The organism is Kineosporia sp. R_H_3, from assembly GCF_002198675.1.
Lineage (GTDB): Bacteria > Actinomycetota > Actinomycetes > Actinomycetales > Kineosporiaceae > R-H-3.
Genome location: NZ_MWLL01000082.1, coordinates 41,806 through 56,465, shown reverse-complemented (window position 1 = coordinate 56,465; position 14,660 = coordinate 41,806). Strand labels below are relative to the sequence as shown.

Genomic DNA, 14,660 nt, shown 5'->3' with positions numbered 1-14,660 from the left:
ATGTCCCGTGGGCGCGCGGACGGCGAGGACACCGGCGCCGTCGCCGTCCTCGTGGCGATCCTCATGTCGGCGGTCCTGCTCACCGCCGGAGCGCTCACCGTCGACCTCGGGTCCGCGTGGGCCGAACGAGTCGGCCTGAAGGGTGTGGCCGAGGCTGCCGCGCTCGCAGGCGCCGCGCTGCTCCCCGAGGACCCGACCGCCGGCCCCCAGATAACCTCGCAGCTCAGGGACGACGTGGTGAAGGCCGCCGTGGCCGTGCTCTGCGAGCCCGGGAACCGGCGCCCGCAGTGGGACACCGCCTGCGCGACGGCGTCGTCCCCGGCCTGGGCCGCCGACCTCGACCCGGCGGACGGCGAGGTCTTCATCGAGGTCGCCGAGCCGAACGCGTACCCGGACGGCGAGGACGCCCGGCTGCCGTGGGTCGTCCGGGTCGTGACACCACCGGTCCGCGTCGACTTCGGCCTGGCCCGGATCTCCGGCACCGACCACACGGACATCCAGACCTCCGCCGGCGCCCGGCGTGGTCTCCCCTGGCCGGCCGCGGAGAAGCCGTTGCCGGCGTCTCCGTACTACGTGACCGTCGACGACCTCGAGCACAACGACACCGGGTCTGTGTGCCTGCGCACGACACCGCGGCCCAGCGCCTCGACCTTCACCGAACCGGCAGCGACGTCGGGCTTCGTGTTCGGCGACTGGGAACGTGGCAGCAGCGGCGCGGTGATCGGTGACGGGGACGGCAACGGCGACCCGGACATGCCGGACAGCAACTCCCGGCAGTTCACGATCGTCGGCGCGACGTTCCCCGACCCGCCGGTGACCGACCCTCTCGCCGTCACGCCCGCACAGGTCACCGTGTACGTCGGGGTCGGGGACACGTCGCACGCCGCCCGGACGGACTCGGTCGAGTACGACTCCGCGACCAGCACCTGGCGCATCCGGATGACCACACCTGACCTCCGGACCCAGCCGCTCTACGGCAAACAGGTCCCGGTCTGGTGGGTCTACGACGACGGCTCCGGCACCATGGCGGGCCGCGGGACCTCCGACCACCGGCACCTGGACTTCCCACCGGTGCCGGGTGTCCCGCCGAGCGACTGCGACGCAGCCGCTCCCGCAGGCCGGGGCCTCGTCGACTCCACGAGCCTTGCGGGCCAGGGGGTGCGTGCGTCGGTGCGGGACGGGCTCGCCACCCCGCTGCGCGCCTTCGGGTCGTGGCCCTACGCCCAGGTGGGCCCGGACCACGACGACGACTGCTACTCGGTCGACACCGGTGACAACATCGCCCCGGCCGATCCCGGGGACCCTGCGACCGAGGCCAACTGCGTCCCGCTCCGCAGCGCCGGGTCCATCTCGACGCAGGAGCTGACCGACGCGTGGCTGGGCACCGAGATCCCCGACGACCCCCTGGGAAGGCTCCAGTCGACGTGCTCGACGCAGGTCGGCTCCCTCTCCGGCCGTACCGGCCTGTTCGACCAGACCAGTCTGTTCCGCCGGACGAACGGGCTCGTCACCGCCACCGTGGACACGACGTCCCTCCGCAACCGGATCGTGGCGGGCGAGGCGGCCGACGCGACGTTCCGCGGGCAGATCACCCGGAAGATCTTCGAGTGCCCGCGACTGCTCCTCGTCCCGGTGCTCGACACGAGCAGACCACCGAGCCCGTCCGGTCACTACGCCGTGGCCGGCATGACGTACTTCTGGGTCTCCGAGAGCTTCACCTTCCGGCCGCGCCCGCTGCGGGGGCTCATCACGGACTCCGCCGGCCAGGTCGTGGGGATCAGGGGCTGGGTCGTGGACCCGGCCTACGTCCAGGGCGGCGACTGGGTCGCACGGACGACCGATCCGGACACCGCACTGCCGATGTCGGTGCCCAAGCGTGCCGTCCTCGTCAGGACCCTGGCCTGCAACGACCACCCCGATGCCCCCGTATGCCCACCGTGACCGGACCGTTACGCGAGTCCGGTTGACCGTCGCCCGTTCGCGATAGCGTCGATCCGGCCGCGGAGACGGTCACCTGACGCCGAACAGCCCACCGCCCGAACGCCTTGACCGACCGAAGAGGAACCCCGATGGGACGCCGTACCCTCCTGCTCGTCGCAGCCGTGCTGCTGGCTGCGATCGGCACCGGTGTGCTCTTCGTCTACGTCAACGCGAAGCAGAACTCGCTCGGCGCGGTGGGCAACGGCGAGGCCGGCATGACGGCCGTCCTCGTCCCCGTGCAGGCGGTGCCCGCCGGAGCCCGGATCTCCGCCTCGCTGCGCAGCCAGTTCCAGTCCGTCGAGGTCCCGGTCGGGCTCGTCGGGCCCGGCCGGCTCGTCACGAAGTTCGACGACATCCAGGACAGGGTGACCACCCAGGCGCTCCCCGCCTTCGTCCCGGTCTCGCTCGGTCAGTTCGGCGGAGCGGTGAAGCAGGGAACGGAACTGGAGATCCCCAAGGGCCAGATGGCACTCACGATCGACGTCGACGACTCCGCCAGGGTGTCCAGCTTCCTCAAGCCCGGCCTCGACGTCGCTCTCTTCGTCGTCGACCCGGACACCCGACCCGGCACGACGAAGCACCAGGCCCGCCTCGTCCTCCCGAAGGTCACCGTGCTCACGACGGGGACGAGCGCCACGATCCTCCCGGAGGGCACCCCGACGGCGGGCACCGCCGACGAGCGTGGGGCCCAGTCACTCGTGACCCTCCTGGTCAACCAGGAGGACGCCGGCGCGATCCTGGTCGCCCAGGCGGCCGGCGAGCTGCACCTGGCCCTGCTGGGCGCCGGGACCACCCCGCGTCCCCAGACGTTCAACGACGACGTCATCGACGTCGGCTGACACCGGACGACGTGCACCGCACCCACCACCAGCCCACCGACGACCTTCAGGAGCCGCCCGCATGACGACGATCTGCGACCTCGACCCGACGACGGCCGACGCCCTTCGTGGCGCCGTCGGGGAGGCGCGCGTCGTCACGTCCCTGGAGCAGCTGCGGATCGTCCTCGACACCGACCCGTACGAGGACGTCGTCGTCCTGGGGCCTTCGGTCGACCCCGGCTCGGCGTTCCGGCTCGCCGCGGCGCTGCGGATCTCCAGGCCGACGCTGTCCCTGATCCTCGTGCGGCAGCGGATCGACACGAGTCTGCTCGCTGAAGCGATGCGCGCGGGCTTGCGCGACGTCGTCGACGAGCGGGACCTCTACCGGCTCAACGCGTCGGTCCGGCAGTCCCAGTCGTTCTCCGCGGCCCTGCGTGAGTCGGCCGCTCCGTCGGGCGGTGACGGCGCCCCCGGTCCGCGCGGAAAGATCGTCACGGTGTTCTCCGCCAAGGGCGGCTGCGGCAAGACGACGCTCGCGACGAACCTCGCCGCGACGCTGGCCGACCGCGGCCGCCGTCAGGTGTGCCTCGTCGACCTCGACCTGGCCTTCGGCGACGTCGCGATCGCGCTCCAGCTCTTCCCCGCGCACACGATCGCGGACGCCGTGCCGCTCGCGGACGTCGACTTCACCGCCGTCCAGGCGCTGCTCACGCCCCACTCCCCCGGGCTGACGACGCTCGTCGCCCCCGTCGAGCCGGGCAGTGCGGAGTCCATCCCGGCGTCGCTGGTCGCACACATCCTGGAGCTGCTCCGCCAGCACTTCGACTACGTCGTCGTCGACACCCCGCCGGCGTTCGACGACCAGGTGCTCGCCGCGTTCGACCTCTCCGACGTCGTGGCCCTCATCGCGACCCTCGACATCCCGGCGCTGAAGAACCTCAAGCTGACGCTCGAGACGATGGCTCTGCTCAACTACCCGCGCGAACGCTGGCGCATCGTCCTCAACCGGGCGGACTCCAAGGTGGGTCTGGCGATCGGCGAGGTGGAGAAGACGCTCCGGGCACCGATCTCGGTCGAGATCCCCAGTTCCCGCGACGTCCCCGCCTCGATCAACCGGGGCGTCCCGATCGCTCTCGACGACCCGCGGCACCCGGTGAGCCTGGCCATCAAGGAGTTCGCCGACCGGCACATCCTCGGTGGATCGGCGTCCACGAACCGGGACGCCGCCGTCCCGCCCGACCTCCGCACCGATCGCCGTGGGTTCTTCCGTAGGAGGCCGCAGTGAGCCTTGCTGATCGGCTCGCACAAGCCAGGAACGACCGCACCCAGGTCGCCTCGCCCGTGGGCACAGTCAACGGTCCGGCCAAGGGTGGCCGGCCGGTGAGCTCGGACGCCTTCGGCGAGCTACGGCGCCAGGTGCACACCGCGCTCCTCGAGACCCTCGGCCCGACGCTCTACGACGCCAAGATCCAGCCGGACGAGCTCGAGCAGCGGGTCCGGCAGACCCTCCAGGAGGTGCTCGCCACCGGCGACACCCCGCTGACCGCCGCGGACCGGGCCCGGATCGCCCAGGAGATCGCCGACGACATCCTCGGCTACGGGCCGATCGAGCCGTACCTGCGCGACGTCGACGTCACCGAGATCATGGTCAACGGGCCGCACCAGATCTTCGTCGAGCGCGGTGGTCGGCTCTACCCGGTCCAGGGCCAGTTCACCGACGAGGACCACCTCCGCCGCACGATCGACAAGATCGTCGCCCGGGTCGGCCGACGCGTCGACGAGTCGAGCCCGATGGTCGACGCACGTCTGCCCGACGGCAGCCGGGTCAACGCCGTCGTGCCGCCGCTCGCCGTCGACGGCTCGCTGCTGACCATCCGCAAGTTCGCCGCCGAGGCGCTCCAGGTCGACGACCTCATCTCGTTCGGAACCGTCCCCCGGCACGTCGCGGTCTTCCTCGCGGCGTGCGTGCTCGGTCGCTCGAACATCCTCGTGAGCGGCGGCACCGGCGCGGGCAAGACGACGACGCTCAACGTGCTCTCGAGCTTCATCCCCGCCGACGAGCGGGTCGTGACGATCGAGGACGCCGCCGAGCTCCAGCTCCACCAGGACCACGTGCTCCGGCTGGAGTCCCGGCCGCCGAACATCGAGGGCAAGGGCGAGGTCAAGATCCGCGACCTCGTCCGCAACGCCTTGCGGATGCGGCCCGACCGGATCGTCGTCGGTGAGATCCGGGACGCCGCAGCCCTCGACATGCTCCAGGCGATGAACACCGGCCACGACGGCTCGATCTGCACCGTCCACGCGAACAGTCCGCGCGACGTCGTCTCCCGCGTCGAGACGATGGTGCTCATGGCCGGGATGGACCTGCCGATGCGGGCCGTCCGCGAGCAGATCGCCGGTGCTGTCGACCTCATCGTGCACCAGGCCCGGTTCCGGGACGGCTCCCGCCGGGTCACGCACGTCACCGAGGTCGTCGGGATGGAGGGCGAGGTCATCACGCTCCAGGACATCTTCGTGTTCGACCACCGGGCCGGGGTCGACGAGCAGGGCCGGGTGCTCGGCGAGCTCCGAGCCACCGGGCTGCGGCCGACCTTCATGGAGGAGCTCACGGCGCAGGGCATCCAGGTGGACCCGGCGACCTTCATCCCGCCGGGCGGCCAGTGGTGAGCGCCGCCGCGCCGGGCTCGCTGGCAGCAGCTTTCCTGGGGCCGTCCCCGGACGACCGCAGCGTCCTCGTCGCAGCCCTGATCCTCGTCTTCCTCGGGCTCACCACGGCCATCGCGGTGATCATCGGCATGGTGACCCGGAGCCAGAGCCCCGGCGAGCAGATGCAGCGCAGGCTGTCGATCTACACCCTGACCGGTCGCCCCACGGCCCGTCGTGGGCCCAGCGCAGCACCCGCGGCACCGTCGGTCCTCGGGGACACGGCTCTCGCGCGTTCAGCCGTCGACCTCGCCGGCAGGGTGACCCGCAGCCGTGGACTGGACACCTCCGTCGACGCCCAGCTCGAGGCCGCCGGCCTCCCCCTGCGCACCGCCGAGTGGCTGCTCATCCAGGTCGGGATCGCGGTCGGGATCTCCGTGGTGTTCCTCGTGATCTCCGGCGGCAGCCTGCTCGCCACGGTTCTGGGGCTCGTCATCGGTCTGACCGGTCCGTGGATCCTCCTGACGATCCGGCGTGACCAGCGCGAGAGCGCCTTCCTCGCACAGCTGCCCGACACCCTGCAGCTGATCGCGGGAAGCCTCCAGGCGGGCTACTCGCTGCCGCAGGCGCTCGACACCGTGGTCCGGGAGGGCCGCCCGCCGATGTCGGCGGAGTTCAACCGGGCACTCATCGAGACCCGGCTCGGCCGCACCGTCGAGGACGCGCTCGAGGGCATCGCGTCCCGCACGGCGAGCGACGACTTCTCCTGGGTCGTCATGGCGATCCGCGTGCAGCGCGAGATCGGCGGGAACCTGGCTGAGCTGCTCCAGACCGTCGGCGACACGATCCGGGAACGCCAGCGGCTGCGCCGGCAGGTCAAGGTCCTCTCCGCCGAGGGCCGGCTCTCGGCGTGGATCCTCGGCTCTCTCCCCCTCGTCTTCGGCGTCTACCTCGTGCTCGTCAAGCCGGAGTACGTGCGGCCGATGTTCGGCAGCCCGATCGGGCTCGCGATGGTCGGTCTCGCGGCGCTGCTCCTCGCCGTCGGCGCGTTCTGGATCAGCCGCGCCGTCAAGGTGGAGGTCTGATGTCCGCAAATGTCCTGCTGGCTCTGGGCCTGCTCCTCGTCTTCCTCGGCCTCGCCTGCGCCTTCGCGTGGGTCGCGCTGCGACTGGTCGGCCCGACGGGGGTCGAGAAGTCCCTGGCCGCGATCGGCGAGGTCCAGGTCGCCTCGCGCGACCTACGTGCCCAGCAGCTCCAGCGGCCCTTCTCCGAGCGGGTCGTCGACCCGCTGCTCTCGTCGTTCGTGCAGGTCGGGCGCCGCTTCACTCCCGACGAGCGGATCCTGCGGATCCGCCGCCGGCTGGACCTCGCCGGCAACCCGGTCGGGTGGGACGCAGACCGGATCCTCGGGCTCAAGGCTTTCGGCGGTCTCGCCGGCGCGGTCGTCGGTCTCGTCGTGGCCCTCGTCTTCGGTGGCGGACCGTTCTGGGTGCTCGTCGCGAGCGTCCTCTTCGGTCTGCTCGGGTGGGCGGTTCCTTCGCTGTGGCTGTACCAGACCGCCTACGACCGGTCCGAGCGGATCCGCCGCGAGCTGCCCGACGCGATGGACCTGCTGACGATCTCCGTCGAGGCAGGAATGGCGTTCGACGCAGCGGTCGCCCAGGTCGCCCGTAAGACGACGGGTCCGGTCGCCCAGGAGTTCACCCGGGTCCTCCAGGAGATGCAGATCGGGACAGGTCGGGTCCAGGCGTTGCGTGCCCTCGCCGATCGCTCGGACGTCCCTGAGCTCCAGTCCTTCGTGGGCGCTATGGTCCAGGCAGACGCTTTCGGCATCCCGGTCGCGAGCGTCCTGCGGGTCCAGTCGAAGGAGACACGGACCAAGCGCAGCCAGCGCGCGGAGGAGGCGGCGCAGCGGGTGCCGATCAAGATCCTGCTCCCGCTCATCTTCTGTATCCTTCCGTGTCTGTTCATCATCATCCTGGGCCCGGCGGTGATCACCATCCTGCAGAACCTGAAAGGTCTCTGATGGCTCGGCTCCTCGTCGTGTCCCGGTCCATGGCGCTCGCGCTCCGACTGGCGGACTCGCACGAGGTCGTCGAGCACCCTGCCGAGGCTCTGGACTCCCTCGACCCCGACGGCCAGATCGACGTCGTCGTCCTCGACGTCGGCGAGCCGGCGACCGCGGTGTCGGTGCTCGACACCCTCCGGCGGCGCGGCACCGCCGTGCCGGTCCTCATCGTGTCCGGGTACCAGCCGGCCTGGGCCGGTCTCGCCGCTCTCGACCTCCCCGGGGTCGTCGTCGTGCCCCTGCCGATCACCCGGACGGCGCTCCTCACCGGGATCGAGCGTCTGGAGTCCGGCCGTCGCGCCCGCTCCGGTGTTCCCGCCGCCGGGTCCGTCGGCGTGGGCCGACCGGTCGCGCCGCCCGCCGACGAGCTCCCGACGATGGTCGTGCCCGCTCCCGAGACGCCTGCGTCCACGCCCGCCCCGTTCCACGGCCCCGGCCTGCCACCACCCGGGTACTACACCGAGACCGGTCAGCCGGTGCTGCGCGCGGCGGCCGAGACCCCGGAGCCTGCAGCCCCGGTGCTGACCGCGGTCCCCGCCCTGACCGACGACGCCGACGACGCCGTCGACGCCGCGCCCGACCTGCCGGCGCAGGTGGCGCACCCGCAGGAGGAGCACGAGCCGCTCGTCATGGATGCACCGACCCCGGACGCCGAGCAGCCCGCCGAGGTCGAGCACTCCGTGGAGGTCCAGGGCACCGCTGACGTCGCCCCGTCGGCCGATGCGGAGGAGCCTGCCGCCCTCACGGACGCAGTGACCACGTCCGACGAGCCGCAGGCGTCGTCGGCGTCGCCCGGCACCGCCGAGGCGGACGCCCCGGACGAGCGCGGTTCCGCCGACGAGGACGGGGCCCCGGCGACGATGTCCGAACCCGCCGCGTTCACCGTCGAGGCGGACCAGGGTCCGCTCGTCGTCGAGGCGCAGGTCGACGACGCGCCGCCGCCGCTGCCCGTCCGCTCCGCCGGCGCGGCCCTGCGCGCGGAGCTCGCACCGCCTGCTGTGCACGGCGGGCAGTTCAGCTGGTGGCCGTCGGACCGCGGCCGGCCCGAACCGGCCGACCTCTTCGTGCCGGCCCGCCCGATCAGCCCGCACGAGGCGCTCACCGAGGCCTTCGACCTGTCGTCGCTCCAGGCGGCCGCGGCGGCCGCCGGGATCCGGCTCGGAGCCGGCACCCGCGACGAGCAGGAGCCGGCGCAGACCTCCGGCCACGCCCCGGCCGTGTCCGAGGCGCCGGGCGACGGCGCGCCGGAGACACCCGACGCCGACGCCCCCGTCGGAGCTGCCGAGACCACCGACGTGGACGCGGTGGCGGACCTCGACGAGCGCGACGACGTCGTCGTGGAGCAGTCCGTCGGAGCCATCGACGACGCCGACCTGCCCGAGGGCGGCGACGACCCGGACGACGCCCCGGAGCAGGACCTGCCCACGCTGGTACCTCCGGTGGCCGCACCACGCCGCCCCGAGGTCGTCGACCTGCCGTCGACCTTCCTCACCCCGGGTGAGGCGACCGTCGACTGGGCCCCCGTCAACGGCGTCACGCACCACGCACCCCCTGTCGACGTCCCTGTCGTGGCACCCGCCGAGCAGGTCGTCGACCTCGGGCCCGCCCAGCCGGTCGAGGCGGTCGACGCCTCCGACGAGGAGCCCTCCTCGACCGAGGCGGCCGAGACTGCGGCCGCCGCGCACGAGGTCCCGTCGCCCGCCGAGGACGCCGGCACCACCGGCACCACGGACGGCACCGTCGCCGTCGGTGGTGACACCACGGTCGAGGAGCCGCAGGGCGAGGCAGCGGCCGCCGCTGGCGACGAGCCCACTGCTGCCGACGAGCCCGCCGTGGTCCCTCCGGAGCACCTCCTGCCGGAGTCCGGCACGCCCGGTCCGGAGCCCGGCGAGTCGGTGTCGGCCGTCGCCGGCGGGGCCACGCCCTCCGTCGACGCCGGACGGACCGGCTCGCCGTCGTTCGACGACGTCCTGTTCGGCACGGCACCGCGGACCCGCCGCGCCGCCGCTGCCGCCCGGCACGCCTCGGGCGAGATCCCGCTCCCCGGCGGCCCGGCCGAGCAGGACCTCCCCGCGCCCGTCGGCGCCCACCGCGATCCGCAGGGTCTGGTCGACGAGCAGGCCCCGGTCGCCCCGGCGACGTCCCCCGAGGCATCCCCCGGGGCACCGGTCCACGCGCCCGTCGCCGCAGCCGTCCCGCCGCCGCTGCCGGCGTACGGCACCCCGCCGCCCCTGCCTGCCGTCGCGGGCCCGTCACCGCTGCCCGCCTACGGGACGCCGCCGCCGCTGCCCACGCGCCGCGGTCTGCGGGCCGACATCCTCGCCGAGGTGCTCCCCGGCGCCGGCCGCCCGCAGGAGCAGCGTCGCCCCGAGCCGGTGGACCTCGTCCCCGAGGCCGTGCCGCAGCCTGCCCAGGCGGCGGAGGCCGCCGCACCCGCCGCACCCGCCGCACCCGCCGCGGTCGTCGGCGGGAGCGGCGCCGGGACACCGACCGTCACCGTGGAGGCGCCCGGCGCGCGGTCCGCGACCGACGGCAGCGGCCCGGGCACGACCGTCGACCTGACCGACGCCGCGGCCGACGAGACCTCCTCCGCGCAGACGGACGACGACGGCACCGTCATCGACGTCCGCACCGACCACACCGCCGGCACGACCGGCTGGACCCGGGAGCGTCCCGACGAGGAGGACCACTGGTCGCGGGAGGACACCGAGGCGATGGTGGCCCGGCGCCGGGCCATCCTCGGCCGGGAGGCTCCTGCCCAGCAGCCGTCGGCGCTCCAGCGCCGGCTCGGCGACCGCCGCGTGAGCACAGGGCTGTCCACCGGTGGCGCCTCCCCGGAGCTCGTCGCGCTGAGCCGCACCGTCGAGGACCGCACGGTCCCGCCGACGCGGCGCAGCCTCTGGGGCAAGCAGGGGGGCGACGTCCCGGCACCGCCCGCTGGACCGCCCGGCGACGCTGACCGCCCCGACACCCCGGACCTCGCGGACTCCGCAGACGCGACGGACGCGGCGGAGCTGCCCGTTGCCGCGACGCCCGCGGAGGCCACGGAAGCGGACAGCGCTCCCGGCCCGTGGGGCGCCGTCCCGCCGGCGCCGCCGGCACCTGCTGCACCGTTCGCGCCCGTCGTCGACAGCTCGCCGTGGCCGCGACCGGCCGCGTTCCAGCCGCCGCCCCCGCCGGCCTGGGCACCGCCCGCGCCAGACCTGCAGTCCGCCCCGCCGTCGGGGGCACCGGTCGCGCTGCCGCCGCCGGCGTCCTCGCCGGCCGCCGCGCAGGCACCGTCCGCCGTCCCTGCGGCGACCATGGCACCTCCGCTGCCCACGGTCGACCGCGCCCCGGGGCCGCTCGACCGGCTCCCGGCTCCTCCGCTGCAGCCGTTGCAGCGTCTCGAGCCTCCCGCCGGGCTCGCGGGGCCGACGGTGCCGCTCGCACCGGCGCTCGCCGTCCCCGGTCCGATGCTCGCGCCGCCACCCGCTGCCCTGCCCCCCGCTCCGACCGAGATTCCGACCGAGGCGCAGCCGGAGCAGGCTGCGGCCGCACCGGTCGCAACCGCCGGAGCGCCGTACGGGACCGGGCTGAACGGCAGCCCGAGGAACGGCACGGAGCACCCCGGCCCGGAGCTCAACGGGCACGCCCTCAACGGCAACGGCTTCCGCGCGACGCCTCTCGACGCCGGGCCGGAGTCGGCTCCCGCCGACGAGGAGCCCGGGCTCGACGAGCTCCTCGTCGTCGACGCCGCGGTCGAGCGCCGCTCCGCGCCGTCCGTCCGCGAGCTCGTCCGTGCGCTCAACGAGCGGAGCATGGAGCTGTTCGGGGTCGCCGACACCTGCCAGGTGCTCGCCCAGGAGGTCGTCGAGCGGGCCGGGGCGGACGCCGCCGCGATCGTCGTCCCCGACGGGTCGGTCTGGCGCGTCAACGGCGGTGTCGGGCTGCGGCCCATCGAGCGCCGGCTCGTCCTGGACGCCCGGCACTGGCTCGTCACCGAGGTCGCGATGGGCGGGCGCGCCCTCGTCGTCGGCGACTCGGCGAGCGTCCGGCCGCGGCTGGCCGGCGCCCCGCTCGCCGGCTGGGAGCACCTGCTCGCCGTCCCGGTGCCGGACGTCATGGCCGCCGTCGTCGTCGCCCGGTCCCGGACCGGGCGGCCGTTCACCGAGGACGACCTCGCCGCCGTCGTCGGCCCCGTCCACGAGGCCGCGGGCCTGCTCTCCGCCGCGATGGCCACCCGACGCCTCGCCCGCGTCCTCGCGCCGCTCACGGAGGACGACGAGACCTGATCGTCGTCCGCCGCTCGGCCCATCCGGGCATGGGCCGAACGACGGGGACAAAACGGCAAGGGTCCGGCCCGGACGCCTCCCGGTGTGGGAGATTGTCCGGGTGATGCCGCGGCTCAGGGTCGACAGCGTGTACGTCCCGCTGTTCGTCCGTGCTGCGCTCATCGGGCTCTGCGGGCTCGCGACGACGTTCGTCGAGGACCTCGGGCCGCGCGGCGCCATCGTCCCGACGCTGCTGCTCCTGCTCATCGCGGGGCTCGCGTCGATCCCCCTGCCCGAGGGGCTGCCGCGCGCCGTGCAGGCGCTCGCCGAGGGGATCGGCGCGGCGATCATCGTCGGCGCCCTCGCCGGCAAGGCGGACCTGTTCCTGCCGTACCTGCTCGTACCGCTCGTCATCGCCGGCCTCGGCGCGGGGGTCCTGGCAGCCCTTGCCGTGGCCGTCACATCGTCGCTCGTCCTGTTGCTCGTCTCCCAGCTCGCGACGACCACTGTCGAGGCGGGCACAGCACTCACCCCGACGCTCCTCGTCTGGTGGATCCCGCTGTTCCTCGCGGTCGGACTGGTCTCGGCCTGGGTGCGACGGGTGATCTTCCCCTTCGCCGACTCCCCCGAGCCTGCCTACGCCGACGCCCACCGGCTCCTCTCCGAGCTGCACGTCGTCGCCCGACAGCTCAGCCTCGGCCTCGACCCGCAGACGCTCGCCGCGGCCCTCGTCGACGAGAGCGTCCGCGAGGTCCCCGGCTCGAGCGGGACCGTCCTCGTGAAGTCGCCGGCGGGCCGGTTCGTCCCCATCCTCGGCGAGCACCCGACGTCGTTCGCGGAGGCAGTCGTCCTCGACGCATGGGTCGCCGCCGACGCCGTTCGCCGCGCGCGCGACGGCATCTGCTGCGCCGCCCTCCCGGTTCTCATGGGCGAGCGGGTCGTCGCCGTCCTCGTGCTCTCCGGCCGGGAGACCTTCCAGGACGGACAGCTCGAGAGTGCGCGGCGCAAGGTCGCCGCGGCCGGGCCGCGGCTCGCGTCCGCCCTCCTCTTCGACGACGTCCGGCGGCTCGCGACGGACGACGAGCGGGTCCGGCTCGCCCGGGAGATCCACGACGGCATCGCCCAGGACATGGCTTCGGTCGGCTACCTCGTCGACGACATCGCGCGGGACGCCACCCCCGACGTCGCCTCCCGCCTCGTCAAGCTCCGCGAGCACATCGGCGGCCTCGTCGGCGAGCTGCGGCTCTCGATCTTCGACCTGCGGGCCGGTGTCGACGAGAAGGTCGGCCTGTCCCGCACCCTCGCCGACTACGTGCAGCGGGTCGGTGGCCAGGCCGGCCTCGTCGTCCACGTCTCGACCGACGAGTCGTCGAGCCGGCTCCCCGTCGCCGTCGAGGTCGAGATCCTGCGGATCGTCCAGGAGGCGGTGACGAACGTCCGAAAGCACGCGCAGGCGACGAACCTGTGGCTGTCGGTCGTCGTCGACCCGCCCCGCGCGAGGATCACCGTGACGGACGACGGGTGCGGCTTCCAGGACCGGCACACCGGTTTCACCCCCGTCCAGGGCATCCGGATGGGCGGCATGGGCGTCACCGGCATGCACGAGCGGGCGCGGCGGATCGGGGCCCGGCTCAGCGTCGGCGACCGGACCGAGGGCTCGGGCACCGTCGTCGAGCTGACCATCGACCCGGAGATCGCCCTGCGCCGTGCACGGGCCCGGGGCAAGATTCCGAACGAGTCACGAACCGTGACAGACTCACAAGCCACAGACCAGGTCGTGGTGACGGCGGACGCTGGGGCACGGGGAGAGTCCTCCCTCGCCCGCCTGCTGCGCAACCTGCCGAGGAACGGGGAGGTGAACCGTGGGCGGTGAGCACCGCATCACGGTGCTGCTGGTCGACGACCACCAGCTCATCAGGGAAGGTCTTCGCCGCGCGTTCGACCGCGCCGGCGACCTCGAGGTGGTCGGCGAGGCCGGCTCCGTCGGCGAGGCGACCGAGGCGCTGCGCACGTTGAACCCGGACGTCCTCGTCACCGACATCTCACTGCCGGACGGCGACGGCGTGGCCCTCGCCCAGCGGGCCCGGGCCAGCGTGCCGGACCTCGGCATCGTCGTCCTCACCATGCACGCGGGCGACGAGAAGCTCTTCGCCGCCCTCGACGCGGGCGCCTCGGCGTTCGTCGGCAAGGACTCCCCCGCGGAGGAGGTCGTCGCCGCCGCGCGGCACGCCGCGGCCAGCCCGCGGACCTTCACCGCCCGGGACCTCAGCGAGGCGCTCCAGCGCCGGATGCACGCCCCGGCGGGGCCGCGGCTGTCGCCGCGAGAGAAGGAGGTGCTCGAGCTGCTCGTCGACGGGCTCGTCATCTCCCAGATCGCGCGCCGGCTCTACATCAGCGAGTCCACCGCCAAGACCCACGTCGCGAACATCTACGACAAGCTCGGCGCGGGCAACCGCGCGCAGGCGGTCATGGCTGCGGTGCGGCTGGGGCTCGTCCCTCCGAACGACAGCGCCGGCTGAGCACGGCCTTCGAGTGATCCGAGGCGGCGTCCACACGGACGCCGCCTCGTTCCATGTCCGGACGACACCCTGCGACTACGCACCGTGATAATTTCGGCAGCCCCATCACCAGGCGTTATCGTTCGCCGAACACGTCGCTCGTCGGCCCGGAACCGCTCCCCCAGGCCGCATCGGCGGAACGGAGGAGACTTCGCGGGACATCCGCGAACTGACCACGTACGGTCACACCCGGTGCTAGTTTCGTAGTCGAGCACGGTCCGTCGATCACTCGTCACACAAATAGCTCCAGCCGCCCCCGGAATCTGAACGTGCGCGCCCTTCACGCTCGGTCAGACCTCCAGCAGCGATCGGCCGTTCTCCCGATTTCCCCGCCCGGGGG

General features: G+C 73.6%; 9 protein-coding genes. All 9 read left to right on the top strand.

Annotated features, from left to right (window positions below; translation table 11 throughout):
- Positions 1-1,941, top strand: coding sequence for a hypothetical protein (locus ECOMGDLI_RS05660; RefSeq protein ID WP_143447531.1), 1,941 nt, complete (start codon positions 1-3; stop codon positions 1,939-1,941).
- Positions 1,942-2,069: 128 nt separating this feature from the next.
- Positions 2,070-2,819 (top strand): Flp pilus assembly protein CpaB, encoded by a 750-nt coding sequence (gene cpaB, locus ECOMGDLI_RS05655; RefSeq protein WP_088314939.1) that lies wholly within the window; start codon positions 2,070-2,072, stop codon positions 2,817-2,819.
- A 61-nt stretch (positions 2,820-2,880) separates the two neighbouring features.
- Positions 2,881-4,083 (top strand): AAA family ATPase, encoded by a 1,203-nt coding sequence (locus ECOMGDLI_RS05650; protein WP_088314936.1) that lies wholly within the window; start codon positions 2,881-2,883, stop codon positions 4,081-4,083.
- Entirely contained in the window at positions 4,080-5,465 is a 1,386-nt protein-coding gene (locus ECOMGDLI_RS05645) for a CpaF family protein (protein ID WP_088314933.1), read from the top strand. Before ECOMGDLI_RS05650 ends, ECOMGDLI_RS05645 begins: the two co-directional genes overlap by 4 nt.
- A complete protein-coding gene (locus tag ECOMGDLI_RS05640) occupies positions 5,462-6,526 on the top strand; it encodes a type II secretion system F family protein (RefSeq protein ID WP_143447530.1) in 1,065 nt (354 codons plus the stop codon). Before ECOMGDLI_RS05645 ends, ECOMGDLI_RS05640 begins: the two co-directional genes overlap by 4 nt.
- Positions 6,526-7,467, top strand: a complete 942-nt coding sequence (locus tag ECOMGDLI_RS05635) for a type II secretion system F family protein (protein ID WP_088314927.1) — start codon at positions 6,526-6,528, stop codon at positions 7,465-7,467. Before ECOMGDLI_RS05640 ends, ECOMGDLI_RS05635 begins: the two co-directional genes overlap by 1 nt.
- A complete protein-coding gene (locus tag ECOMGDLI_RS05630; protein WP_088314924.1) occupies positions 7,467-11,783 on the top strand; it encodes a hypothetical protein in 4,317 nt (1,438 codons plus the stop codon). The genes ECOMGDLI_RS05635 and ECOMGDLI_RS05630 overlap by 1 nt, the downstream gene beginning before the upstream one ends.
- Positions 11,784-11,886: 103 nt before the next feature.
- Positions 11,887-13,635: a sensor histidine kinase gene (locus ECOMGDLI_RS05625; RefSeq protein ID WP_143447529.1), complete on the top strand. Its 1,749-nt coding sequence runs from the start codon at positions 11,887-11,889 to the stop codon at positions 13,633-13,635.
- Entirely contained in the window at positions 13,625-14,281 is a 657-nt protein-coding gene (locus ECOMGDLI_RS05620; RefSeq protein WP_088314918.1) for a response regulator transcription factor, read from the top strand. Before ECOMGDLI_RS05625 ends, ECOMGDLI_RS05620 begins: the two co-directional genes overlap by 11 nt.
- Positions 14,282-14,660: the final 379 nt, after the last annotated feature.